The organism is Pseudoalteromonas piratica (genome assembly GCF_000788395.1).
Taxonomy (GTDB): Bacteria; Pseudomonadota; Gammaproteobacteria; order Enterobacterales; family Alteromonadaceae; genus Pseudoalteromonas; species Pseudoalteromonas piratica.
Genome location: NZ_CP009889.1, coordinates 702,278 through 727,624, shown reverse-complemented (window position 1 = coordinate 727,624; position 25,347 = coordinate 702,278). Strand labels below are relative to the sequence as shown.

General features: G+C 38.8%; 20 protein-coding genes. 9 read left to right on the top strand and 11 right to left on the bottom strand.

The genetic code is table 11. The annotated features are described in order from the left end of the window. Nucleotides 1–155: 155 nt before the first annotated feature. Entirely contained in the window at nucleotides 156–2,108 is a 1,953-nt protein-coding gene (locus OM33_RS17955) for a HAMP domain-containing methyl-accepting chemotaxis protein (RefSeq protein ID WP_040135633.1), read from the top strand. 25 nt (nucleotides 2,109–2,133) lie between these two features. Here OM33_RS17955 and rsgA read toward each other — a convergent pair whose 3' ends face one another. The 7 genes from rsgA to OM33_RS22645 all read right to left on the bottom strand — a co-directional run bounded on the left by rsgA (nucleotide 2,134) and on the right by OM33_RS22645 (nucleotide 8,049). Next, nucleotides 2,134–3,177 carry a ribosome small subunit-dependent GTPase A gene (gene rsgA / locus OM33_RS17950; RefSeq protein ID WP_040135631.1) on the bottom strand — a complete coding sequence of 348 codons (1,044 nt, stop codon included), beginning with the start codon at nucleotides 3,175–3,177 and terminating at the stop codon, nucleotides 2,134–2,136. A gap of 162 nt (nucleotides 3,178–3,339) precedes the next feature. After that, the gene (locus OM33_RS17945; RefSeq protein WP_040135629.1) at nucleotides 3,340–3,807 is read right to left on the bottom strand and encodes a CreA family protein; all 468 of its coding nucleotides are present in this window, start codon (nucleotides 3,805–3,807) and stop codon (nucleotides 3,340–3,342) included. A gap of 26 nt (nucleotides 3,808–3,833) precedes the next feature. Beyond that, complete coding sequence (locus OM33_RS17940; RefSeq protein ID WP_040135627.1) at nucleotides 3,834–5,072, bottom strand: ABC transporter permease; 1,239 nt, start codon at nucleotides 5,070–5,072, stop codon at nucleotides 3,834–3,836. Continuing rightward, the gene (locus OM33_RS17935) at nucleotides 5,065–5,766 is read right to left on the bottom strand and encodes an ABC transporter ATP-binding protein (protein WP_040135626.1); all 702 of its coding nucleotides are present in this window, start codon (nucleotides 5,764–5,766) and stop codon (nucleotides 5,065–5,067) included. The genes OM33_RS17940 and OM33_RS17935 overlap by 8 nt, the downstream gene beginning before the upstream one ends. Continuing rightward, nucleotides 5,747–6,928, bottom strand: a complete 1,182-nt coding sequence (locus tag OM33_RS17930) for an efflux RND transporter periplasmic adaptor subunit (RefSeq protein WP_040135624.1) — start codon at nucleotides 6,926–6,928, stop codon at nucleotides 5,747–5,749. The genes OM33_RS17935 and OM33_RS17930 overlap by 20 nt, the downstream gene beginning before the upstream one ends. A gap of 27 nt (nucleotides 6,929–6,955) precedes the next feature. After that, nucleotides 6,956–7,672: a YIP1 family protein gene (locus tag OM33_RS17925; protein ID WP_040135622.1), complete on the bottom strand. Its 717-nt coding sequence runs from the start codon at nucleotides 7,670–7,672 to the stop codon at nucleotides 6,956–6,958. A gap of 203 nt (nucleotides 7,673–7,875) precedes the next feature. After that, a complete protein-coding gene (locus tag OM33_RS22645) occupies nucleotides 7,876–8,049 on the bottom strand; it encodes a hypothetical protein (protein WP_199922627.1) in 174 nt (57 codons plus the stop codon). Between the two features lie 177 nt (nucleotides 8,050–8,226). Here OM33_RS22645 and OM33_RS17920 point away from each other — a divergent pair, with 177 nt between their 5' ends. Further along, entirely contained in the window at nucleotides 8,227–8,502 is a 276-nt protein-coding gene (locus tag OM33_RS17920) for an HU family DNA-binding protein (RefSeq protein WP_040135620.1), read from the top strand. Nucleotides 8,503–8,506: 4 nt separating this feature from the next. Here the strand turns inward: OM33_RS17920 and OM33_RS17915 are convergent, their stop codons facing one another. Continuing rightward, nucleotides 8,507–8,848, bottom strand: a complete 342-nt coding sequence (locus tag OM33_RS17915; RefSeq protein WP_040135618.1) for a hypothetical protein — start codon at nucleotides 8,846–8,848, stop codon at nucleotides 8,507–8,509. Beyond that, nucleotides 8,845–11,508 (bottom strand): DUF2339 domain-containing protein, encoded by a 2,664-nt coding sequence (locus OM33_RS17910; protein ID WP_052141154.1) that lies wholly within the window; start codon nucleotides 11,506–11,508, stop codon nucleotides 8,845–8,847. The genes OM33_RS17915 and OM33_RS17910 overlap by 4 nt, the downstream gene beginning before the upstream one ends. Nucleotides 11,509–11,567: 59 nt before the next feature. Between OM33_RS17910 and OM33_RS17905 the strand changes: the two genes are divergently transcribed. Beyond that, a complete protein-coding gene (locus tag OM33_RS17905; RefSeq protein WP_234402780.1) occupies nucleotides 11,568–12,389 on the top strand; it encodes an SDR family NAD(P)-dependent oxidoreductase in 822 nt (273 codons plus the stop codon). Between the two features lie 61 nt (nucleotides 12,390–12,450). Further along, nucleotides 12,451–12,840 carry a DUF4019 domain-containing protein gene (locus OM33_RS17900; RefSeq protein ID WP_040135615.1) on the top strand — a complete coding sequence of 130 codons (390 nt, stop codon included), beginning with the start codon at nucleotides 12,451–12,453 and terminating at the stop codon, nucleotides 12,838–12,840. A gap of 61 nt (nucleotides 12,841–12,901) precedes the next feature. Here OM33_RS17900 and OM33_RS17895 read toward each other — a convergent pair whose 3' ends face one another. Together OM33_RS17895 and OM33_RS17890 are read right to left on the bottom strand one after the other, a co-directional pair. Continuing rightward, nucleotides 12,902–16,258, bottom strand: coding sequence for a methyl-accepting chemotaxis protein (locus OM33_RS17895; RefSeq protein WP_040135613.1), 3,357 nt, complete (start codon nucleotides 16,256–16,258; stop codon nucleotides 12,902–12,904). A gap of 275 nt (nucleotides 16,259–16,533) precedes the next feature. Continuing rightward, a complete protein-coding gene (locus tag OM33_RS17890; protein WP_407681056.1) occupies nucleotides 16,534–17,790 on the bottom strand; it encodes a DEAD/DEAH box helicase in 1,257 nt (418 codons plus the stop codon). Nucleotides 17,791–17,986: 196 nt separating this feature from the next. Here OM33_RS17890 and OM33_RS17885 point away from each other — a divergent pair, with 196 nt between their 5' ends. The 5 genes from OM33_RS17885 to nhaD all read left to right on the top strand — a co-directional run bounded on the left by OM33_RS17885 (nucleotide 17,987) and on the right by nhaD (nucleotide 25,329). Then, nucleotides 17,987–18,535: a hypothetical protein gene (locus OM33_RS17885; protein ID WP_040135610.1), complete on the top strand. Its 549-nt coding sequence runs from the start codon at nucleotides 17,987–17,989 to the stop codon at nucleotides 18,533–18,535. 4 nt (nucleotides 18,536–18,539) lie between these two features. Continuing rightward, nucleotides 18,540–19,616, top strand: coding sequence for an MBL fold metallo-hydrolase (locus OM33_RS17880; RefSeq protein ID WP_040135608.1), 1,077 nt, complete (start codon nucleotides 18,540–18,542; stop codon nucleotides 19,614–19,616). 82 nt (nucleotides 19,617–19,698) lie between these two features. Further along, the gene (locus tag OM33_RS17875; protein ID WP_052141150.1) at nucleotides 19,699–21,390 is read left to right on the top strand and encodes a GGDEF domain-containing protein; all 1,692 of its coding nucleotides are present in this window, start codon (nucleotides 19,699–19,701) and stop codon (nucleotides 21,388–21,390) included. 141 nt (nucleotides 21,391–21,531) lie between these two features. Beyond that, nucleotides 21,532–23,619: a M13 family metallopeptidase gene (locus OM33_RS17870; protein ID WP_040136953.1), complete on the top strand. Its 2,088-nt coding sequence runs from the start codon at nucleotides 21,532–21,534 to the stop codon at nucleotides 23,617–23,619. 252 nt (nucleotides 23,620–23,871) lie between these two features. Beyond that, nucleotides 23,872–25,329 (top strand): sodium:proton antiporter NhaD, encoded by a 1,458-nt coding sequence (gene nhaD / locus OM33_RS17865; protein ID WP_040136952.1) that lies wholly within the window; start codon nucleotides 23,872–23,874, stop codon nucleotides 25,327–25,329. The last annotated feature ends 18 nt before the right edge of the window (nucleotides 25,330–25,347 follow it).

The following is a 25,347-nucleotide window of genomic DNA, read 5'->3' as shown; positions in this document are numbered from 1 at the left end:
TTACGCTTTAAAAAAATAACTGTTTAAATATTTAAAAAACACCTTCCCTAAAGAGCTTGCTCTGATTATTGAACTTTTTAAATACTTGTAATTTTAGTAACTATACTTACCTTAAATATTTCCTAAAACCACATCGTCAGATAAGGATAGGTTCCATGTTTACTAAACTTAAACTTGTTCAACAACTATCTATTTCATTTGGCGCCATGATTGGATTAATGGTGCTGCTATCAGCCATTTCATATTTTGGATTAAGCCGCGGATACAGCAACTTTGTTGAATATCGTGAACTGGCGCGAGACAGTAATTTAGCGGGAGCTGTGCAATCTGAACTGCTTGAAGCGCGTCTAAATGCGTTGAAATTTCTCAAAGAAGAAAATAATGAAAACATTGAACTGTTTAATAAACGTGCTGAACAATTAGAACAACAGCTAAAACTTGCCAAAGAAGAAATAGTACAACCTCAACGAGCGAGATTAATTCGAGAGTCTTATGACAAGGTTGAAACGTATAAAAAAGGGTTCAAAGATGTCATAGCCCTGTATCAGAAGAGAAATGATATTGTTAAAACGCAGTTAGATCAGAATGGTGCAAAAATTAGAAAAAACATTAGTCAGATTATTCGTTCTGCCTACGAAGATGGCGATACCGATGTGACTTATTTTGCTGCATTGGTACAAGAACAACTACTGCTTGGCAGACTCTATACAACAAAATTTCTAGTAACCAATACTAATCAAGATTATCAACGTGCAATACAGGAATTTAAAGGGCTAGAACAAACAATTAATGAACTTGACGATAATATTCAATCAATCCAACGACGCGCTTTATTAGATGAGGCGAGAAACTCGATAAATCTGTATGTGAACGGTATTAATAACGTCTATAACGTAATAATTGAGCGAAACAACACCATAAAAAATGTGCTTAACACTGTCGGACCAGAAATTTCTGCTTCACTAGAAGAAGTCAAATTATCTGTCAAAAATGATCAAAACACCTTAGGACCAATGGTTCAATCTCAAAGTCAAAATACAACTACGACCATCATTGTTGTTTCAGTATTGGTTATCCTTGTTGGCTCTTTTTTAAGTTGGTTTATCACAATTACCATTCGTAAACCAATTGGTGGCGAGCCAATCGACATGGAGAAAATTGCAAAGCGTATTGCTGATGGCGATCTGACAATGCAATTTACCAATAACGGAAATGAATCTGGCATTTATAAAGCAATGAGTGAAATGGTGAATACCTTACGCCTGATCATAGATAACCTTAAATCTGCCACAAATGAATTAACGAATTCAACAGCCGTACTAGACCAAAATACCGAGAGCTCAATGCAAGGTGCAGAACTGCAAATGGAACAATTAAATCAAGCAGTGAACTCTATGAATGAAATGGCTTCAACTGTTGCCGATATTACCCAAAGTGCGCAACTCGCTGCAGATTCAGCGAATAATGCTGATCAACAAACGCTCACCGGTAAAAACGTCGTCGAAAATACGCGTGACGCAATCAGTAGCTTGGTGAGTAATATCGAACTAGTTAGTAATTCGATTAAAAATTTAGAAAGTGAAACCGAGTCGGTCGGATCAATTTTAGATGTGATAAGAGCAATTGCAGATCAAACCAATTTACTTGCACTCAATGCAGCGATTGAAGCCGCTCGAGCTGGTGAACAAGGAAGAGGCTTTGCAGTAGTAGCTGATGAAGTGCGTAGTCTTGCAAGTAGAACGCAACAAAGCACAGAAGAAATTCAAGCAATGATCCATAAATTACAAAATGAAGCGAAAACATCAGTTGAGCAAATGAATGCAAATCTTGAAAGTGCCCGTATTACCACAGAAAAAGCCGATAAAACAAATCTAGCACTTGATTCGATATCAGAATCAGTCGGTACTATTCGTGATATGAATATGCAAATTGCAGGAGCTTCTGAAGAGCAAAATGTGGTTACTCAGCAAATTACAGACAGTGTTACACAAGTAAATGAAATGGCAGTACAAACAGTAGCTGGAGCTGAAAAGGCCGCAGATACCGCAAGAGGCCTTGTTACAATAGCGAATAATTTGCAACAGTTAGTCAATCGATTCAAAGTTTAAAAAAGGGAGCTTTCGCTCCCTATTTTTAATCCATTCGTTTTATTTTAACCGCTTGGTTTTGAGTCCGCTTGTAATATTTACTTAACGATTTATCGTGCGCCCGTCTCTCATGTAAAGAGGCGGTATTAAATTGATTTTCCCTGCGTAATTTTTGATAATTCAAAAAACGACGCTCAGTTAAATCTCCTACTTCAATCGCATGGATAACCGCACAGCCCGGTTCATTGGTGTGCGTGCAATTTGTAAACTTACAGCTATCAGACAAATTTTCAATGTCTTGAAAAGTTGCTTCTATGCCTTCGCTTACATCAGCTAACTGCAATTCTCGCATCCCAGGCGTATCAATAATAACAGCGCCACAGTCAAGTTTGAGTAAATGCCTACTCGTTGTCGTATGACGCCCTTTGCTGTCCTGTTCACGAATACCATTTGTGTTCTGAACTCGATGACCTAACAGTGTGTTTGTTAATGTTGATTTTCCAACACCGGATGAACCTAAAACAGCAATCGTGGTTTGCGCCTTAAGCCATGGTGCCAGTTGAGTTTTCACATTGTCATCAAAACAATTAATTACTTCAACGCTCAATAATGGATCTAAGGCTTGAACCAAAGCTTGTTTTTCCAAGCTGTCATTCGCTAGATCGGCTTTCGTTAAAACAATCACTGCGTCACATTCAGCTTCATTAACAAGTGCTAAGTAACGCTCAATCCGATTCAAATTAAAATCGTCATTAAGTGAACATAAGATAAAAGCAACGTCAACATTTGCTGCTATATATTGCTTATCACGTTTATTACCAATTGATTTTCTGGAAAAAACACTTTTCCGTTCCAATAGCCTTAATACTTGGCCGCTTTCGTCTAGTAAAAGCCAATCACCGACAACACACTGTGATGTCATATTTGTTATCGGTAAGGTTAACAACTGTTCTGTATCATCAATGATTAACTGACTTCTGTGTTGCTCAATAACGCGAACAGGTTTTGTTTGGCTCCACTCGTCTATTGCCAATTGTTGTTGAAAATATGGTTGCCAACCAATTGAGTTTAGTTTGTTAATATTTATCATTTTTTGCCCTTAAATTTATATAAAACAAGGGGCTTTTAACCCCGGTAATTCATACCGGGTGAAAACATTTATGCATTACACCCGGTCGGGTTTAAAACAATCATCAAATTCTCCTGTCTATTTTTAATATAATAAAGTATCAGCTTAGAGCTGAATCAATTCTTAATTTGCTTCACCTTGTAAAGAAAACGCCTTTGTTCCCCAAAGTGGCACCGTTGATAAACTGTGTTTAAAACTGCCAGAAGTCTCTTTTGTTGAATAAGACAGATACATTAAGGTTTGATTTTCTTTATCAAAAACGCGTCTAATCTTCATCGATTTAAACAGCACACTTTTTGATTTTTTAAAAATAACTTCACCTGAATCTGACATATCTATTTTGGCAATCATCTCCTTAGTAATTGGCCCTGTTTGCCGACACGCAATAGAGCTGTCACTAGGATCTGAAAGACTCAAGTTGGCTTCAATTGACGCCACATGACAGGTTACCCCTGTGATAATTGGGTCTTTAAAGTGGTTCAGTTTAACATCTTTGGTGGTAAACATGCCAAGTGACACATCACCTACTTCATTCGAATCACAACCAATTACAAAAACACTTAATATTACTATTAATGCCCATTTATACATTTAGCACTCCTTGTTAACTCAGCTGTCTATTCATATCTTAACGCATCAATAGGGTTGAGTCTTGCGGCTTTAATTGCAGGTACCAAACCAAATATAACGCCAATTGCAGAGGTAAAACCAAACGATAACAGAATCGCCCACATCGGTATGTAAGCATCTGGCATGCCTGGCACAATGGCAGAGATAGCTGCTGCAGCGCCATACCCGGTAAGTAAACCGATAATACCACCAAATAAACTGAGCACCACCGCTTCAACTAGAAATTGCAACATGATAAAGCCTGGCGTTGCACCCAATGCCTTTAAGGTACCAATAATGCGTGTGCGCTCAGTGACAGATACCAACATGATATTCATCACGCCAATACCACCAACAATTAAGCTAATACCGACAATACCTGCGGTAATAGCTGTCGCACTACCTGTAAACTTATCAATGTTTGCACGGGCTTTTTCTGCAGTTTCAAATTCAAAGTCATCATGTTCATCTTTAGAAAGCTTATGATTTTGACGCAGAATTCGTTTCATCTGTGCTAATGTTTTGGCTTCATCAACACCTTGCTTCAAACGGAACATAATTTGAAAATACGGTTTACGTTGATTTCCCTCTAGTAACTGCATCGTACTGATTGGAATATTGATGTAATCATCTTGGTCAAAGCCTAAAAAGCTCCCTTGCTTCTCTGCCACGCCAATTATACGAAACCATTCACCCCCCAATTTAATATACTCGCCAACTGGGTTGCTAGGTAATTTCAATTTCTCAATTAAACTTTCACCAATAAATGCGACCCGACGACGCTTTTCATCATCTTGTGCACGAATATAACGCCCTGATTCTGGGTAAATACGATAGGCCTTTTGATAATTCGATTCAGTGCCAACAACACGTGTGTTGTGACTTTCGCCTTTGTATTCGACAGCACCTTGAAATCGAAAAGCCATCATTTGTGCGGTAATTGTATCAAAACCTTCGACTTTTCCTTTCAAGGTATCAAAATCATTTACCGTCAAGTATGAACGCTTTCCTAGCATTTCTTGCTGTGGCGTTGTATAGGGCTTGATAGTTGTTACATCGGGTGCCATATCTGCAAGTTGATCGTTTATTTGTTTAGTAAACCCTTGCATAACAGCAACAACAGTTATCACTGCAGCAACCCCAATGATTATACCTAAACAGGTTAGCGCGCTTCGCATCGCATTTGCCCGTATTGCTTGTAATGCTGCCTTAGTACCTTCAATAATCGCAAGCAGTGATTTAAACATATGTTTTCTCCTCACTATTACGCGTATCAGAGACTACATTTCCATCTACTAACCGAATTACACGGTGACAATGTTCTGCAATTTCTTGTTCATGGGTTACTAAAATAATGGTATGACCCTCACGATGCAGTTCATCAAATAACGTCATTATTTCATTGGTTGTTTTACTATCAAGGTTACCCGTGGGTTCATCACCTAATAATATGTCAGGCTTAGTGACAAGGGCTCTTGCAATGGCTACTCGCTGCCTTTGCCCACCAGACAGTTGCGAAGGTAAATGGTGTAGCTTGTCACCAAGCCCTACTTTTTGCAGTGCTTCAGTTGCCAATTTTTGACGTTCTTTGGATGAAATGAAGCGATAAATTAATGGCTGCATAACATTACTTAATGCACTTGCACGGGGTATCAAATTGAAACTCTGAAAAATAAAGCCAACACTTTTATTGCGCTGACCTGCAAGCTCAGTTTCAGTCATTTTCTTAACGGGCTTGCCTTGTAAAATGTATTCGCCACTCGTCGCAACATCAAGACAACCTATGATATTCATTAACGTTGATTTACCGGAGCCAGATGGCCCGATTATCGCCAAGTACTCATTTTCATTAATGGTTAAGCTGACATCATCGAGTGCCCGAAAAGTTTGCTCGCCCATGTTATATTCTTTACGAATATTGCTAAGCGCGATCACTGACATCTTTTACACCCTTATCGTCGTCCTTTAGCTTTACTTTCTCGCCTTCTTTTAACTTACTGATTGCACGCGCCGGGCCTATAACCACTTTTTGTTGTTCACTGATACCAGATTCAATCGCTTGCTCAATATCTGAGGAAACTCCCAATTCAATGGTTTGTTTTGTTACTGTTAAATCTTCATTTAATAACCAAACATAATGACCACCATCCTTATCTTGAACAGCTTCAATTGGTAATTTAATTGCATCATTGCCAATTGCCGTGGCAATTTCTGCACGACAACTCATACCTGCGTACAAGGTGCGTTCATCGGTATTGAGCAACACCTTAACTTTAAACGAACGGCCTTGTGAACCGGCAAACTGTTTAGCAGACGTACCTATGTGAATAACTCGGCCGATAAATGGTTTATTTGGGTATGCAGCAGCAAATATTTCAGCTTCTTGATCCAGTTTAATACTCGCAATGTCTGTTTCATCTACTTTTAGCTCAGCTAAAATTTTGCTTGGATCAGCAAGTAACATGAGATCTGACCCTACAATATTGGTTGTACCTGCAATGACCGTTTCGCCCTCTTTAATATCAACCGATGCAAGTAAACCACTCATTGTTGCTCTAAAAACACTTTTACTCAGTCTGTCTTGGGCAATTGAAAGTGATGCTTTTGCTTGATTTAAAGACTCTTTGCGGGCTTCAACATCTATTTCAGCCAGTTCTTTAGCGTTTCGAATGTTGTCATACACTTCTTGTTGAGAAAGGCCAACATCGAATAATTCTTTTTGGCGTTTTAATTGCAACGCAAGGTTTTTTAATCGGGTTTGCGCACGTTCAATATCAATTTCACTTTGCCTTACTAAGGCTTTATAACGATCAACTTCCGCCTCAAATGCTTCGGTATCAAGCTGCATAAGCAAATCGCCTTTTTCAACTCGCTGACCCTCTTCAACAAACACTCGCTCAACGCGCCCTGTAACCTCTGAGCGAAGTTGCACTTGAGTATTAAAAACAAGTGTGCCTGATGCCAAAATTGAATCTTTAATTTTTCCTTTTTCAGCTGCAGTGACTTTCACTTCGAGCGCTTTACTATCTCCTTTGATCTGTTGACTGACAATCAGTGCAACGAATGCTGCGATAGCCACTATAACAATAATCAGTTTCTTCATTTTCACCCCTCAATAAGTAGCAGCACATTAAAGTGCTGCGATAATTGCCCAAATACCATAGATTAAAAGGCTTGGCAGTAGTGCAAAAAATAAAGCTTTGTTATTGCTGAAGTTTGTCCATGACTTTAATCCAAAATATGTTAGGACGATTGTCCAAATTGAAAAGATATTGAGACTTTCTAATAAGCCAGCAAACGCATGGCTTGCGTCCAAACCAAACACTAACTGATTTAACGATGAGAACGTGAGTACACTGATTGGAATATCACCCGTTGATGCAGTTAGTACCAGCGCAATTGTACCTATTGATGCAAAAATAGTCGGTAAGCTGGTAAAAGCTGTGAAACCAAACCAATCACCATAGTTCATTTGGCATTCCATATCCTGTTTGCCTATCAAATAATAATAAAGCGCAAAAATACAGAATATTGTCGGAACACCTATCAACACGCCGATAGCCGAAAAAATCCACATCATTGGAAATTGTTGGGCTGTCATTGCTTCTGCTTGTTCAAGCTCAGCAGGATTGTAATCTCCTGTTTGTTCCATTTGTGCGATTTGTTGTTCAACAAAAAAAGTTTGATCGACTGAGTTAAAATAAATAACTTGAGAAGAGATGCCAAAAAGAAAAATTAAAGTAATTGCGAGCCAAGACCAACCTTTCGCTTCTTTAAGCCCATTGAATGCTTTTGTTGGCGCTAAAAAAGTGTCGCCTATAGCGCTAATTGCATTTTCTGATTTCATAATGTTACCCGTTATAGTTGTTTTGATACACAAACCATAACAACCTGAAACATTTTGAAAAACTAAAAATGATAAACGGTTAAATTCGATTTTGAGCGGTATAAAATTGAAAAAATAAGAAATTTTGTTTCACATACATAGAATAAATATGTGGATTTGACTCTAATAATAAATGTGTTTGCTTGAAATCCTTTTCAACCGAGTTAGTCAATTAAGGTACTTTTATTCTCGTTGTTGCTGCATAAACCGAACTCACATTTATGACTTTCAAAGTAGCTTAAATTGAGTTCAGCCCATTCAATATCTTGCTCAACAGGATCTTTTCTGCCTTCATCACGTGCTTTTTGATAGGCTAATACTGATACAAGTAATTCCATGATGTGCTCCAAACTACTTTCTCTATGAATTTAATACTATTGTACGAAAGGCTAAAAGTGATGGATCAATTAATATACTCATTCATATATTGGCCAGTATATGCGCTATCAAACTAAAGAAACTTGACTGAAAGGCATTAGATGATTAGCCTTTGCCGCTTTTTAAGGGCGCTATTTATGAACAAATCCCAACTTATAAACGAAATCGCGAGTAGTAATAACATTACGAAAGCCAAAGCAAAACAAATTGTAGAGAGTTTAGTCGGTGGTATTTCACGCTCTCTTTCTGAAGGTGACCTAGTACAATTACCAGGGTTTGGCAGTTTTTCACTAAGTTATCACCCTGAAAAACAGGGACGTAACCCTCAAACGGGTGAAAAAATTACCATTCCAGGTCAAAATAAGGTCAGCTTCAAGGCCGGTAGCAAATTAAAACAGGCCTTAAGCAACTAGCCAGCTATTTACCAATTGGGCGAAGGTCTTTCACTTCGATCTCGTCCAACTCAGTTTTCAAGTAATCCAACACATCATTAATAAAACGATGATTGATAAATAAGTCTACAGAACTTTTCGTCGTTTTTAGAATAACATGGGTGTTGGTTGCTTCGATTGATCGAATATCCTCGATTGCAACCGTCACCGCCAGCCCTTTAATAAGTCGTGCAATTGGTGTATCACGCACTTGAAGACTCGTCTCAGATTTTAAAATTAAATGGTTTACGCTATTGAGCTTTTTAGAGTAGGTTAACCACAGCATAAAGAGCCACATAAAAAAACAAATAATGATCAATACGATCATGAGACACCTTCTTTATTGTCTAACTTAAAACGGGTAAACAACCAGCCTAACCCTACTAACGATAGTCCTAAACCGATAAATGAGATTGCACGGTAGAAACCATCAAAATGCGCCATATCGAATAAAAATGCTTTTAATATCACTACCAGCAAGATAGCAAATCCTGTTTGATAAATTCCCGCTTTAATTTTTCGTTGACCCACAATAATAAAGCATCCAGCTAGGATCAACCACACAACCGAGTAGGCATATATTTCTGCCTGAGTGGTTACAAGCTCTAACCAAATTTGATTTTCTTGGAAGAAATCTCGTATTACACCGTTTACGAATAAGAAGCTAAATCCGCCGATCAGCGGTAATAATACTTTGTGTTTTTGTCGCCCGATTTCTCGCGGTAAAATATTCAGGTGATAGATTACTGACAAGACAATTGCAGGTACCGCCCAAATCACTGCTAACCAATTAAAAAAGAAGTAGTCCCCTATTTCTTGCGTTGTTAAAAACGGATTGTAGCGAGTATTTATAACCAAATGTGCAACTGCACTTGCTGCTGCTAAAGCGGTTGCAGCATATAAATATAGTGTTCGCTCAGTTAATTTAAATCGCCAACAGTAGACTGTGGAAAGCACAAGCCAGTTCATTGATAAAACGGCAAGTTCTGCAAAATTTAATTGAGTAAAGTCTGGATAATGGCCAACCAATAAATAACTGGTTTCAGTAGTAACAAATAACGCAATCAAGTGAATTAACGCGCCCTCATACCACCTTTTAAGTGCTAAATTGTCATGAAGTCTATAAGCGCTATAAACCAGCGCCGTCATTATTGGTAAAACAATCAAGCTCCAGTGAACTGTGAAAATCGTCTCTGAACTATACTGAGCTGTCCAAGGAGATAGAGTAATGCGAAGCAAGACAAGCGTCAGTGCGATTTTGCTTAGCCAAAGGGGAAGCTCAATTTTAAACCTTTTTTGCGCATAAGCGATGAGCACAAGCTGAGCACATATCGCCAATGAGAGTATGCTTGCATTTAGCCACATTGTGATAACCAAGGCTAGATTAGTATTTGCTAAAATCCAAAAAGTAACATTGGCTAAAGCATGATTTTGCTTGGTTGTTTGCCATAATGCGAAACAGGCTAAAATAAGTAAATAAACAGACCATAGTGAATAAAGCACTGTATTTATTTCATTTGGCGAAATAATGTATGACAACGCAAAAATCAATAAAGGTGCTGTTGCTAACAACAAACTAAAGCTTGGTCGTTTTGAAAATCGTTTTTGAAAAAATGCAGCATAGATAAAATAGCCAACTGCCATCAACTGAGCAAATAAGAACATGCCAGAAAAAATAAGCATCGGGTCGTTAAGTGCATACGAAATTGGGTAATTAACCAATAAGAATAAATTGAAAAGTAATGAAACAAACGGCCAAGCATCAAATGCACTGTGTCTTACAGGTAAGTACAAGCACAAACTCGTAAGCAGTAAACTAACAACAATTAAGCTGATATTTATACCATGAAGTGAATAAAACAGTATCAGTAACAAGACACTGAGCTCCATGGCAAGCTGTTCTTTTCTTGGCATTAATAATACTTTTATCGACAACGCTTGTGTATTCAAACGGGTTAAGCGCCACCCCATAACACTCGAAATAACATATAAATAAAGACCAATTAGAATCGTAACAAATATCACCCAAATATCCGCTTGTTCTGCCAGTAATACACTAACTGTTAACCATAAAAAATGTCCCGCAAAGCTTTGCCACCATAGCCATTGTTTTGCAACTTTATGCACAACCCAAATAGCGGATATTGAAACAAAATTAACATATAGCAGCAGTGCAAATAGGTTATTACTCCCCGTGCTGACTAAAGCTGGCACTGCATAAGCGCCGATAATTCCAATCACAGCAAGTAAGGGACCAAAGCGTAGGGCTAACGCTGTTGCTAGTAATGAAATGACACCGAGACTGGCAAAGGCGAGAAAAGGCGAGATGAAGTGATAGTGGCTAAATGTCACAAGAACAAGCGCAAAGCCTGTTATTACACCACCACTAGCAAGCGCCGCGCAGGTAGTTATATATTCCTGACTGCCTTGCTGTTTGCGATACAAGTATTCTGCGAATATGACTAATGCAATAGCAAACACGCCGCCTAACATTAAACGTACCGTTATCGAAATTAAGCCTGATTCAATCGAGTACTTCGCAAGGAAAACACCGCCTAATGCTAACATTGCGCCACCAAGCCAAAGCAAGCCGTTATTTGCCAGAAATAACTCTAAACGCTCAGCCATCGTGACTGTTTTTTTGTCTTTTTTATAACCTTTTTGCTTAGCAATGTCGTTAGATTGAGGATTTGTTGCTAGTGGTGGTTCCGTGTTGGTTACAGTGATTTCAGGTATTGGTTTAGCTGATGAGTTTAGGTTTACGTCTGTGTCTTCAATTTTCTCAACTGACTGCTGAAATGTCTCGGGTGGCATTTTAGTGTCACTTAATTTTTGAACTAAAGCCTTCAGATGGAGCACAGCAAGAGTTAACTCCTTAATCTTTTCATCCGCATGTCGTAACTTAACAAAGCTGTACCATGCCACAACGATTCCGCCTAAAAAAAACAGCGAGAGTAATAAACCAACAAGACCGATTAGTGTTTCCATACATTTTAAGATAAATTAAACGACAATCAGGCTTTAATGTACCTTGAATGGCAGCTGAAATGAATAACTATAAAAATAAAACAGTATTAATAACAGGCGCTTCTAAAGGTGTTGGTGCAGAAACTGCAAAACAATTTGCTAAGATTGGCGCTAACATCGCACTCGTTGCACGAAATGAAGGACCGCTTAAAGCACTACAAAAAGAAATTAATCAATATGCACGTGCCGAGGTATTTACCTGCGATATTGGTGATCTTGGCAGTTTAGAAACACTGGTAAAAGACGTTATTGCAATCTATGGAACCATAGATGTGCTAGTAAATAACGCAGGCCTGCATCATCGTGGGGATTTTGAGGGGTTAAATCCATCGCAAGTAACAAATATGGTCCAAGTTAATTTAACTGCTCCACTCACCTTGAGCAGCTTGTGTTTACCTTATTTAAAGCAATCACACAGTGGTGCTATCGTAATGGTTGGCTCGCTTGCGGGCAGAGCGCCTTTACAGGGTGCTGCCGTTTATTCTGCCACGAAAGCTGGCTTAAGAGCCTTTAGCTATGCATTATATGATGAGCTAGCAAGTCATAATGTTAAAGTTGCTGTTGTTTCGCCTGGTCCCATCAATACTGGGTTTATCATGGACGAAATAGATGATGTAGAAGATATTGTTTACTCCCAGCCAATGAGTTCTTCACTTGATGTCGCCAATGCTATTGTTTCTCTTGCTATCAATGATAAAGAAGAAGTTGCAATGCCCTGGTTTAGTGGCAAACTCACCACCTTAGCATACCTATTTCCGAAGTTACGACGCGCATTGCGACCGCTTTTGTATAAAATTGGTGCCAAGGCTAAATTAAAGTACAAAAGCCAAACAACAAAATAACGAAACTGACACTACAGAATTGTCTGCTACAAATTTTATTACTCTAAAGGACTTCTAACCTATGAAATACTTTGTTTTTATTGCCTTACTTTCATTCAATGTGATGGCAAATCAAACACAAGTTGAACCAAATGCGACTCGCTGGCTATCACTGGTGGATAATGGGCAATATGCCGAATCGTGGCAAGGAACAAGTGAACGTTTTCAACGACTCGTAAATGAAAAGCAATGGCAAACAGCGTTAGAGCAAGTTCGCACCCCTTTGGGTAAGTTGATCAATCGAAGTCTTCTAGATGCGACTGACCATAATAAACTGCCTGGAATGCCTGAGGGCAAATACAAAGTGTTTCAGTTTAATACACAGTATGAAAACAAAGCACAAAGTCTTGAAACACTCTCAATGGCATTGTCTGATGGGCAATGGCAAACCATAGGTTACTTCATTAAATAAAATGCACCTAACAGATGATCTTAAAGAGGTCATTCAAAAAGCGACTTTGAAGTGAATTGCATTAACTTACTTTAAAGTAATTCACTTCTTCCACCATACGCTTGGTTTCATCGTTGAGTGCTGCTGCAGAACTGGCTATTTGTTCTACCATAGCAGCATTTTGTTGTGTGCTTTGCTCAATATTGTTCACCGCAACGTTAATCTCATTGAAACTTGCCGTTTGAGAGTGATTAGCCTCGGCAATTTGTGCCATTTTCTCATTTGCGTTGATAATTGAAGTGGCAATACCAACAAGTGCTTCACATGATTGGTCTACCTGTAAATTGCCTTGAGCAACCTGATCAACACTTGAAGTGATTAGTGACTTTATCTCATTAGCCGACTTTGCGCTTCGCTGAGCAAGTTCCCTTACCTCACTTGCCACAACGCTAAATCCCCGACCATGATCGCCTGCTCTTGCGGCCTCTACTGCTGCATTAAGGGCTAATAAATTCGTTTGGAACGCTATTTCATCAATCACACCGATAATGTTCTTGATTTGATCACTAGATGAACTTACATCCTGCATAATTGATTTTGCGTCTGTTGCTATCACTTGCCCATTTTTAGCATTGTTTTGCATCGTTAACATCAGCTGCTCGGTTTCCGTTAAATTTGATTGTGCGATTTGTGCGGATTCATTCACTTTTTGCACGCTGATACTTGTTTGCTCGACTGCACTTGCCTGTGATTCCGTTCTTTGTCTTAAGTCCTCATTGGCAAATGCAATTTCATTTACACTATTTGATACTGACTTAACCAGCAACAAAAGATTAGACAGTAAAGAATCCAGTTTGCTTACTGAATTATTTGCATTATCTTTCAAACGTTTAAACTGACCTTGATAATCTGAATTAATTCTGGCGGTCAAATCGCCTGCAACTAGGCTATCAAACAGGGTATCGAGATCATTCAGTACCAGGCTCACAACATTTATGATTTCATTTATGCCGTCGCTAAGTTGCAAAAAGCAGCCTTGCTTGTTTTCACTATCAATGCGTTTATTGAGGTTACCGGCCTTTAACTCATTAATAACGTCTTGTACTTCATTTTCGATTACTTCTTTCAATTGAAATAATGATTCATTTAAGTTTGTTTTTAATGTATTAAATTCGCCTGCATAGTCCCCTTTCACGCGGGTGTGCAATTCACCTTTTGATAATCCATCGGCAACAATATTGAGCTCTGAAATTACATTTTGATTAAGTACTACAAGGGAATTTAATGATTCACTTAAAGTAAGAAAAAACCCTGATTTATTCTCAACATTAATACGCGATGAAAAATCGCCTACCAGAGAGTTTTTGACCATTAAGCTTATTTCTTTTTCAATGATATGGGTGAGTGTCGCGATCGTTTTGTTAGCATTGGCTTGTAAACGTGCATAAGCTCCGTCAAAGTCTCCGTTTATTTTAACTTGAAGATTGCCTTGAGCTAAATTTGCAAAAACGTTATCGACTTCATTTATTACCGTATTATTAATCGTTTGAAGTTTGTTAATACCTTTACTTAACGTTAAAAAGCAGCCTTGTTTATCGTGCTCTTTTATAACTGAATCTAATTCTCCACGCGTCGCAGAATCCACCAGCGGGAGTATTTCTTGACTTATGATTTTAGCAAGTGTATCTCGGCAAGTTACCGCTGACTCTAACACTTTGTAAAAGTCACCATTTAAATTATTGGTGTACTGATTATAAAGTTTGCCTGATGCAAGGTCAGAGACTACTGAGGAAATTGCTGCAAAAGAGCCATTACATGTTGCGACAGTACTATTAACATCTTCCTTTAACTCACCCAGTTCACCTTCAAGTTTTACAGTTATTTTTTGTGAAAAGTCACCTTGCTTTACTGCACTCATAACCTCTCTAATTTCACCAACCCCCGTGGCAACCTGACTACCAGCTTGTTCTATTTGACGAACCAAGTTTGCAAGATCGCCCGTATATACCCCATTACTTTTTATTTGCTCATAACGCCCTTTGGCAAGAGCGTTGCTCATCGAGTCAATTTCAGTAAACGCTGAGTTTAAGTTATCTAAAAGGGTGTTTAAGTAGTTGGCAGTTTTACCAATCTCATCTTTTTGTGTTAGCGGCACACGTAAACTGAAGTTATTTTCATCTTGAACTTGCTTCATCACGTTTTGGATTTTATTTAAGCCGGACGAAATTGCCCTAGCAACTAAGGTGCCTATTGCGAAGCTTGCGATTAATAGTGCGATAGATGCGTAAAGTGCATCTGTTAACATTTGCGTTGAGGCTGTTAGCGATTGCTGTGCTTTACTAGCAATTTCATTTGAAAGCTCTTTAATAAAGCCATTAATAAGCTTAATTTCCGCTGTGGCATTTGCGAACCAAGTTTTACTGTCCACTTTGGGCAATACCATTGCCGACGCTAATAAGCTGACAATGCTGTTTCTTTCTGAGTATGATATGGAGTCATTTAGCTTAATCTTCTTAAGTTTTTCACTCACTTCTTGAAATGTGTGTTCAGCTAAAAGTGGTTGAAGGTTTACAAGCGCTTTATCTATTTCTGACAGCATTTGAATATTTGCTTTATCACTGTTTAAAGTGAGAACAAGTGAATTTTTTAAATTCCTCAATGCTAAGTTATCAGCAAATATCGATGTCATTTCCTTCACTTTTGTCACATCGTCTTTAGTTTTTAAGGCATCAAATTTCACTAAAAAATCATTATTTGCATAATGCTTAAATTGTTTTTCTCGACTTGTAATTTTATTCAGGTAGTCATTAACTACTTTACCTTTGTCATAGCTATAGTCACCTTTAGCAAAAATACCATTGAGTGCTCCACGCACCTGGCCTAGATGTTCTTTTAACCAAATTAATTGAATTGATGCTTTGTATTTGGCTGATAAGCTGGGTTCTGTAATGTAAACTGATAACTTTTCGGTAAGCGTAATGGCATTTGCATTAATCGATGAATAATAATTAAAAAAGCCAGAATCACTCGCTAACGCATCCACTTTTTTTCGAATTATGTCTCGTTGTTTAAACAACCCCTCTAATGCAACAATGGTTTCTAACGAATGCTTGTTTAACGCCAGTGAATTAAGCTTCCCCTTCGCAGATAAGAATTTTTTTGCAGCAGCGTCTGCTTTGCTACGTTGCTCTAGCAGTGCTTTGTTTCCGCCAGAACCACCCGAGCCAATAAAACCTGCACTGAGCCCTCTTTCAACTGCAAAATTGTGGGCAACATTATTGAGTAACTGAGTAAGTTCGATCACTTTATTTATGTCTTTCTGGGCTGCAACTTGTGCTTCACTGTTGTGATAAAGCTGGAAAATTAAATACCCACTAAGCGCACTCGGGATAATAAGTATCAATAATAGTTTATAGATGATTGGCAAGTGTTTTAGCATGTTGCGTCCCGGCTAGGCTACTAGTCAAAAAGTTTTTACGGTACACAATTCAAAATAGTTTATTTTTTTAAAAAGAATAAGTTAATTTTAAAAATGTTGTCTGTTTTTGGTTTTTGCAAAACCAATGTAGGGGTAAGTTGAGAAGCGAAGTGGTATAACTTAAAAGTACACTGCAGAAGCTGTATTAAGCGTGTTTTAGCATCAAACACCCTTAATCGCTTAAACAGTTTCTGTATAGTTGCTATGTGAATGTTAAGGAAACAGTGTTATCCGGTTTAGTTTTTGCGACGTCTTTTGTTCCGTTGCCCTAAAATACGCTTTTTGTCTCGCTGCTTTCGTGATTTAGCAGTATTTTTACGATTGTCTTTTGGTTCACGTGTAAGGTCAGGTTCAAAACCTGGTAACCATTGCGGTGTTAAACGTTCATCAAGTAACACTTCAATCTCTTCTAGCAACCAGTTTTCATCTAAACTAACAAGTGAAATTGCTGTGCCAGCCTTTCCTGCACGCCCAGTGCGTCCAATGCGGTGTACATAATCTTCTGCCACATAAGGCAACTCAGCATTAATTACATAATCCAAAGTCGGAATATCAAGTCCTCTGGCTGCCACATCTGTTGCAACCAACACTCTTAATTCACCGTTTCTAAACTGCTCAAGCGCCTTATTTCTTGCCCCTTGCGATTTATCACCATGAATGGCTTGTGTTGTAAGCCCGTCCTTATTAAGTTCTTTTGCCAACTCATCGGCATAATTTTTAGTACGTGTGAACACCAGTACTTGATGCCAGTTGTTTTTGCCAATGGTATATGCAATTAACTCGCGCTTACGCTCATCGTCTACCGCATAAAATAATTGCTCCACTTTTGCCGCGGCGGTGTTAGGTGCATCAACGCCAATGCGTTTGGGATCTTTTAACCATTGGCTGACATTTTTTAAAACTGTTTCATCGACTGTTGCCGAGAAAAGTAATGTTTGCCTGTTTTGCGGGACGTGGCGCATAATACGTTTTATCTCGCCGATAAATCCCATATCTAGCATTCGGTCGGCCTCATCAAATACTAAGTGGGTTAAATCTGATAAATCTACACTACCCTTTATGATGTGATCTAACAGCCGACCTGGTGTTGCGACAACGATGTCAACGCCTTTTGCTAATTGCTTCTCTTGGGGACCAATATTGGCGCCACCGAATAGACATGCAACATCAAGTCTACTCTGTTGGCAATATGTCTCACTGGCTTTAGCCACTTGTTGTGCAAGCTCTCTGGTGGGTACTAATACAAGCGCATTAACCGCTTTTTTGTGCGAATCGGTTTTCCCGTTTAATTGTGTTATCAAATGAATAATTGGCAACATAAATGCGGCAGTTTTGCCAGTGCCTGTTTGAGCATGGGCAATGACATCTTCACCATTTAAAATTTCAGGAATAGCCAATGCTTGAATGGGGGTTGGCTCTTTGTAATTTAACTTTTCGAGTGTATTTAAAAGGGTCTGGCTAAACTTGAATTCTGAAAAGGTCATAGTGAAAATTGATGGTCGCAAAGGATTTAAATTATATCATTTATTATTGTGAAAAAGACTAACTCTATCGTCTACTTCACTAAAATATGAGTAAAAAAATCACCTTACATTGACGCACTTTACGTAAGTATCTGGTTAATAAGAAGTTTTAAAACTGGTCTATATTTTGCGAATGAATGTTAAAAAATATTTCACGGAATTGAAAATGTTAAAAAGTAAACTAATTTGGAGTTTGACACTATTAGCAGCTTTGCTCCAGCTTTCACTTTTGAATGGTTCAGGTAATCATCATACATTAACAATTTATACTTTTTCGACTCAGCCAATTACCATTACATTGTTTGAGTGGACACCAGTTCTATTAATGCCAGCATTTGTTTATTTGTGTTTATGTGCCATTCAAAAACGTTTCCAGCTACAAAAACAAAATAGAGCACACACCACAACCCTGACGTTAATTGGCTTTGTACTTTCTTTTAATTTTGGTGCAACCATCGCTGGTGGTACCTATTTTGATTTTTCAGATTATGCAGGCTTGTTACTAATAGCACTGCCATTTATAGCGTTTTTCTTAAAAGCCTACCGTGCTGAATGTATTTTGGGATTTGCATTGAGTTTAAGTTGGGTTTTCGGCACGCTCAGCGCAATAACGTATTCTCTTGTCGCTGCCTTAGTTTGCTTTGCCCTTTACAAGTTGCGCATATACACCTTACACTGCCATCGTCAAAATTCTGAACATATCGAAATTAATTAAATTAATGCGCAATTTAATCCTTTTTGTCTTCATTACTTTGCTCTGTTTAATCAGTGGCTGTGCGACAAATCAGGTTAACCGTATAAAGGCTGATAACCTCAACAGCGCACCGCAAAAAGATGAACGCTTCACCAACCGTTATCCTGGCACAAAAACCTACCCCTATAGTTGTGAAGACAACTGTTATCCGCCAACGAATGAAATTCGCTGTGAGTCCGACATGGAAAACTGTCAATTTGTTGGTATTAATCCAAGTGTGACTGAGCAGACTGGTTTTGTTATTAATTGGTTAGGTCATGCAAGCTTTGAAATCGAAACACCATCGGGTCAACGGTTTTTGATAGACCCTGTCTTTACCCAATTTGATTGGCCGGTGAACCTAGCCTTTAAGCTTACACACGATTTTGAACGTAAAACGCCAAATTACACATTAGATAAACCGAAACCTGTTAGTGCAGTAATGTATTCACATTTACACTATGACCACTTTAATAAACATGATGTCACTCAAATAGGCAATAAAACACGCTATTTAGTGCCAATGGGATTTGCCTCTCATTTTTCTCAAAATCATTACAAAATTACAGAAATGGACTGGTTTACAAGTACCTCTGTTGAACAGACAACAGTGCACTTCGTCCCCGCACATCATTTTAATAGCCGAATTTGGGTGCCATTTCTTTACGATGATACCAATGAAACCCTATGGGGTGGTTGGTTAGTTGAAGAAGGGGGTAAAACCCTTTTTTTTGCAGGTGATACTGGCTATTCACAACACTTTAAAGACATTTATACCCGGTTTGGTGAGATTGATATTTGCCTAATACCGATTGCTTCGTATTTTCATGAACAACATGAAACGTGGTATCGCTATGTACATACCCGACCCGAAGATGCGATTGCCGCAGCAAATGATCTCAAATGCAAAGTCACCATTCCATGGGGTTATGGCAATGCCAGTTGGCAAATGGGCGACCATAGCTCACACTCTCCACTGTTTAGACTTTTAAAGATGCTAAAAACGCTAAAAACAGACTCGCAATTTATCATTTTAAATGAAGGAGACACTATTTCACTCTAATGGCAGTGATGTAATAGTGTGTATTAGTTTTTTGTTTGTCGCCATGTGATAACGGTGTCAAAAGTCCATACTATGTATACTTATGACGGTATTGTTTTTACTAATGTTAAGTTTCTCTGCAAACACACATATCGTTATTGACGAGATGCCCTTATCATTAACTGACTTTAAAGTGCATTTCTATGTGGATAAATCGCGAAGCGCAGATTTAACCTCAATTAAAAACAAGGTGTTTATTGCTGGCACTAATCGGCTTTCGCTTGGGACAAATGCTAAAACAACCTGGGTTAGGTTTTCTCTTTCTAACACCTTGCCTTATTCTAAATCCCTGTATTTACATATTCCTGAGGCTTACCACAGTGAGCAGCTTACCCTCTATCAAGTGGCGAATAAGGTGATTGTAGAGCAGCATACAATAATGCTCTCATCCAGTGATGCAATCCACCAACTGCATGGCGGTACTGCTGTCATGCCAATCCTGCTTCCGCCTTTAACAACCCATCACATTTATATAAAAAGTGACGTTTACTCACATCAATGGTTTACGCTTGCCCTTTACGATGACGTGAATTCAAAAAAAGCCTTAGTCAGTGAAAACTTTGATATCGCAATTATAGTAGGCATGTTGTTAGCATTAATGCTTTATAACATCATTTTATTTGTGTCTTCTCGCAAAAAAGAAAACATATTCTACGCGCTTTATTTAGTGTCCGGCACCGTTTGGATTGCGCTATCTTATGGGTTATTGGCGACATTGTTTGGTATTTATGGCCAGTCAATGATGCACTTACATTTATCATTATTGGCCATGCCAAGCTTTTTAATTTGTTTTATGATGAGCATTTTTGCCACAAAACAGCGCTTCCCAAAAGAACATAAACTCCTGGTATTTGTGCTAATCCTGTTAGTGTTAGATTTTATCTTAGGCGTATTTAATATTATCGCAGCTCTTAAACCAGCCAGTACCTTGGCTGCGTTTATGATTTTAGTGACGCTTGGTGTAAGTATTTCTATCTATAAAAAAGGCCACCCATTAGCTAAGTATTTTTTATTTGGTCATGGATTATTTTTTGCGTTTAATGTGTTGGCGATTGGATACTACAAAGGACTTTTACCAAATACCTATATTACGAGCCATGGTGTCGGCATTGGTATAATGCTCGAGTCTTTTATGCTTGCATTTATCATTTCTTATCGAATGCGGGTTTTAGAGAAGATTGAAAAACAACAAGCTAGGTTACAAGTACAAGCCAATACCGATCCCCTCACCCAACTTTATAATCGCCGCTATTTTGATGACACCGTTGAAAGCTTACTTAATGATGTAAATACTAATCTTCCTATGTGTATTGCAATTGCTGATATTGACCATTTTAAGCAGTTCAATGATCAATATGGCCATCAAGTTGGTGATGAAGTACTCATTGCATTTTCAGATATTTTACAAAAATTTACGCCTAAAGGAGCCATTGTTGCACGCTTAGGTGGTGAAGAGTTTATTATGGCTTTACCACAACATTGTGACTTGATGGCGCTCGAAGTAATAGAAAACCTGAGAAATCAAATTGAGAAAGCCACCATCTGCGCTCACTGCCATGACACTTTAAAAATCACGGCCAGCTTTGGTATTGCGCAAATTGAAGACAATTTAAAACCCGCCATTATCAATGCAGACAGAGCACTCTACCAAGCTAAGGGACAAGGTAGAAATCGTGTTATTTGCTTTAATCACACTGAAACAGACACGCTTAACAATCAATTTCAAAAGGAATAATGACACATACGACATATTTATTTACAAAAGAGCGGGTTATTAGACGTGTTCTATTTGCTATCTGCGCTCATTTTCGTTAAAAACATGCTAAGTTTTGCTGTTTTTACGCAAAATATAAAATTTAAGCTATGGGAAATCTTAATGAAAAAATCAATGCTTGCTGTTGCTCTTACAACAGCCTTCCTTGCTGGTTGTGGCGATAAACAATCAGACACTGTAAAAGTAGAAAAACAACAAACAGTCGCACCCGTTGCTGCTGAACCAAAAGGCCAAGCAGAGTTAGGCAGTTTTGGTGTAGACCTTACTGCGCGTAACCTTGAAATAAAGCCAGGTGATGATTTCTTCATGTATGCAAGTGGTACATGGTACGACAATTACGTAATGCCTGCAGATAAAACACGTTTTGGTGCATTCACAGCGCTTGCAGAACGTAGTGAAAAACAAGTTAAAGAAATTATTGACGACATCATCAGTCGTGATGACCTTAACGCTGAAGAGCAATTAATTGCTGATTTTTACAATGCCTATATGGACGTTGAGACGATCAATAAAAAAGGCATTACGCCAATTCAAGGTCTATTAAACGATATTAGCGCAGCTAAAAACACAGATGATTTAACAAAGTTATTTGGTAATGCATGGTTAACTGGCGTGTCTTCACCAATCTGGGGCGGTATGTGGTTTAACCGTTTAGACCCAAACCAATATGAAATGTCGATGGGTGCTGGCGGTTTAGGATTACCTGATCGTTCATACTATTTAGAAGAAAGTGAGCGATTTGCTAAAACCCGTGATGCATACGTGGCACACATTGCTAATACCCTTAAGTTTGCAGGTGTAGAAGACACTGAAGCACGTGCAAAAGCAATTTTAGCGCTTGAGACTAAAATTGCCGAAGGTCACTGGCCACGTGAAAAACGTCGTAACCGCGATTTAACGCTTAACCAAATCAAACGTACTGATTTAGCCAAAGAATACCCAGGCTTTAATTGGGATCTTTATTTTGAACAAACAGGTTATAAAGTTCCACAACTAAATATGTCTCAACCTGAACCAATTAAAGCAATGATTTCATTGGTAAACAGCGAAGATATTAATGTTTGGAAAGATTATTTAACCTTCCATGCTATTCGTGGCAACGCGAGCCTACTTTCAGAAGAAATTTATGCCAATAACTTTGAGTTCTTTGGCAAGGAATTAAGTGGACAACAGGAACCTCGTCCTCGCTGGAAACGCGCAATTAGCGAAATGTCAGGTACTGAGTCGCTTGGCTTTGCGATTGGTAAAGTATATGTAAAACGTTACTTCCCTGAGTCATCAAAAGCGCAAATGGCTGAACTAGTTGAAAACCTTCGCACAGCGCTAGGCGAGCGTATTGATGGTCTAGATTGGATGGGTGAAGAAACCAAAGTCAATGCAAAAGCGAAGCTGGCTGCATTTAACCCTAAAATTGGTTACCCAGATGTATGGCAAGAATTTAACGGCCTTAAAATCGCTAAAGACGATTTAATGGGTAATGTTAAAAATACACGTCAGTTCTTCCGTGCTGAAAGTGCTTCAAAAGAACTTGAAAAAACAGATCGTAACCGTTGGGGCATGACGCCACAGCGTGTTAATGCGTATTACAACAGTTCATTTAATGAGATTGTTTTCCCGGCAGCAATTTTACAGCCGCCGTTTTTCGATCCTAATGCTGATGCTGCAGTAAACTACGGTGCTATCGGTGCTGTAATTGGCCATGAAATGGGCCATGGTTTTGATGATCAAGGTTCTAAATCAGATGCGAACGGCATTCAACGTAACTGGTGGACAGATGCTGACCGCGCTGCATTTGAAGCAAAAGCAGACAAACTGGCTGAGCAATACAGCAAATACGAGCCAATTCCAGATAACTTTGTAAACGGTCGTAATAGCTTAGGTGAAAACATTGGTGATGTTGGTGGTCTTGCAATGGCTTACCATGCATACAAACTAAGCTTGAATGGCAAAGAAGCAGAAGTAATCGATGGTTTAACTGGTGATCAACGCTTCTTCCTAGCATGGGCTCAAGTATGGAAAGAAAAACGCACAGAGCAAAGCATGCTTAACCAACTTCGTGCAGGTACGCATGCGCCAGGTCGTTTCCGTGCACTTGCTCCACGTAACCATGATGCATGGTACAAAGCATTTGACGTAAAAGAAGGCGACGCGCTTTATCTTAAGCCTGAAGATCGCGTTCGTATTTGGTAAATTTATTTCACCAAATTAGATGTTAATGATTAAGCCCAGCAAATGCTGGGCTTTTTTGTAGCAACGAAATTCATACTTTTATCACTATGCCTTAGACCAAATCTCAATATTTGGCACATTTTTGATATCTATTTACAATATTAGCCGCTATTTTAGCCATTTAGACTTCTGTCTTATGCAAATTGTTAATTTTTTGTGTTAATGTTCGCGCGCTTTTTAACAAACGCTGCAATTTTAATACAAGGCACACCCATGAATAACAAGTTGTATTTATGTCTACTCCTATTCAGCTGCTTGCTGTTTCCTTCTTCATTATTGGCTGCATCGACAGATCTCGGTCAACCGCTTAACTTAACTTCAAGTACTATCGGCTTTATTTGTATTGCCATTTTTGTGCTTGCGTACACTTTAGTAATGCTTGAAGAAAAGTTACACATGCGCAAATCTAAACCGGTGTTAGTTGCAGCGGGCTTAATTTGGATTTTAATTGGTAGTTATTATGTCAGTAATGACTTGCCAGCAATTACCGAAGCTGCTTTTAGGCATAATTTACTCGAATTTGCCGAGCTTATGTTATTCCTCCTAGTTGCGATGACATATATCAACGCCTTAGAAGAGCGCCGTGTATTTGATGCATTACGTGCTTGGATGGTTCGCAAAGGCTTTAGCTATCCAGCGCTCTTTTGGATCACTGGTTGGTTGTCATTTTTCATTTCACCTATCGCCGATAACTTAACTACAGCGCTTTTAATGTGTGCCGTTGTAATGAAAGTTGCCTCTGGTGATAAAAAGTTTATTAACTTATGTTGTATTAATATTGTTGTTGCAGCCAATGCCGGTGGCGCATTCAGTCCGTTCGGTGATATTACAACCTTAATGGTTTGGCAAGCGGGTAAAGTTGAATTTGTTGAATTCTTCGCCTTATTCTTACCGGCTGTTGCTAACTACATTGTACCAGCAGCGATTATGAGTTTCTTTGTTGAACGTAAACAGCCTGCTGCAGCCCAAGAAGATATCGAACTAAAGCGCGGTGCCATTCGCATTTTATGTCTATTCCTTCTGACTGTAACAACTGCGGTACTGTGTCACAGCCTACTTCACTTACCACCTGTACTTGGCATGATGATGGGTCTTGGTTACCTTCAGTTCTTTGGTTACTTCCTGAGAATGACCCTACCTGGCTCATTGGCTCGCAAAAAAGCGATGGCAGAAAGTAAAGGTGATCAGAAACGTCTTCAATCACTGGGCAGCGTTGTACCATTTGATGTATTTGCAAAAGTATCGCGAGCAGAATGGGATACCTTACTGTTTTTCTACGGCATTGTGGTATGTGTTGGTGGTTTAGGGTTCTTAGGTTACTTAACCTTAATGTCAGAAGCACTCTATGGTGGTATGTCTGCAACTACCGCAAACGTGTTACTGGGCTTAATATCAGCCATAATTGATAACATTCCTGTAATGTTTGCTGTTCTGGCTATGTCACCTGAACTATCACATGGTCAATGGTTATTGATTACGCTTACAGCGGGTGTAGGCGGTAGTTTATTATCAATTGGCTCAGCAGCGGGTGTTGCGCTTATGGGTCAAGCACGTGGTTATTATACTTTCTTTGGTCATTTAAAATGGGCACCAGTGATTGCGCTTGGGTATGCTGCAAGTATATTAGTTCACCTTTGGTTAAATGCCGATTTGTTTAATATCTTTACTTAAACGTAACAAAAGGGAAGC

Bases quoted from the DNA above. Each gene is read 5' to 3' on its own strand.
- OM33_RS17925 (WP_040135622.1), bottom strand. From the start codon at position 7,672: ATGAAATCAGAAAATGCAATTAGCGCTATAGGCGACACTTTTTTAGCG.
- OM33_RS22645 (WP_199922627.1), bottom strand. From the start codon at position 8,049: ATGGAATTACTTGTATCAGTATTAGCCTATCAAAAAGCACGTGATGAA.
- OM33_RS17905 (WP_234402780.1), top strand. From the start codon at position 11,568: ATGAATAACTATAAAAATAAAACAGTATTAATAACAGGCGCTTCTAAA.
- OM33_RS17910 (WP_052141154.1), bottom strand. From the start codon at position 11,508: ATGGAAACACTAATCGGTCTTGTTGGTTTATTACTCTCGCTGTTTTTT.
- OM33_RS17875 (WP_052141150.1), top strand. From the start codon at position 19,699: ATGACGGTATTGTTTTTACTAATGTTAAGTTTCTCTGCAAACACACAT.
- OM33_RS17920 (WP_040135620.1), top strand. From the start codon at position 8,227: ATGAACAAATCCCAACTTATAAACGAAATCGCGAGTAGTAATAACATT.
- OM33_RS17880 (WP_040135608.1), top strand. From the start codon at position 18,540: ATGCGCAATTTAATCCTTTTTGTCTTCATTACTTTGCTCTGTTTAATC.
- rsgA (WP_040135631.1), bottom strand. From the start codon at position 3,177: ATGATAAATATTAACAAACTAAACTCAATTGGTTGGCAACCATATTTT.
- OM33_RS17930 (WP_040135624.1), bottom strand. From the start codon at position 6,928: ATGAAGAAACTGATTATTGTTATAGTGGCTATCGCAGCATTCGTTGCA.
- OM33_RS17940 (WP_040135627.1), bottom strand. From the start codon at position 5,072: ATGTTTAAATCACTGCTTGCGATTATTGAAGGTACTAAGGCAGCATTA.
- OM33_RS17945 (WP_040135629.1), bottom strand. From the start codon at position 3,807: ATGTATAAATGGGCATTAATAGTAATATTAAGTGTTTTTGTAATTGGT.
- OM33_RS17895 (WP_040135613.1), bottom strand. From the start codon at position 16,258: ATGCTAAAACACTTGCCAATCATCTATAAACTATTATTGATACTTATT.
- OM33_RS17935 (WP_040135626.1), bottom strand. From the start codon at position 5,766: ATGTCAGTGATCGCGCTTAGCAATATTCGTAAAGAATATAACATGGGC.
- OM33_RS17900 (WP_040135615.1), top strand. From the start codon at position 12,451: ATGAAATACTTTGTTTTTATTGCCTTACTTTCATTCAATGTGATGGCA.
- nhaD (WP_040136952.1), top strand. From the start codon at position 23,872: ATGAATAACAAGTTGTATTTATGTCTACTCCTATTCAGCTGCTTGCTG.
- OM33_RS17885 (WP_040135610.1), top strand. From the start codon at position 17,987: ATGTTAAAAAGTAAACTAATTTGGAGTTTGACACTATTAGCAGCTTTG.
- OM33_RS17870 (WP_040136953.1), top strand. From the start codon at position 21,532: ATGAAAAAATCAATGCTTGCTGTTGCTCTTACAACAGCCTTCCTTGCT.
- OM33_RS17915 (WP_040135618.1), bottom strand. From the start codon at position 8,848: ATGATCGTATTGATCATTATTTGTTTTTTTATGTGGCTCTTTATGCTG.
- OM33_RS17955 (WP_040135633.1), top strand. From the start codon at position 156: ATGTTTACTAAACTTAAACTTGTTCAACAACTATCTATTTCATTTGGC.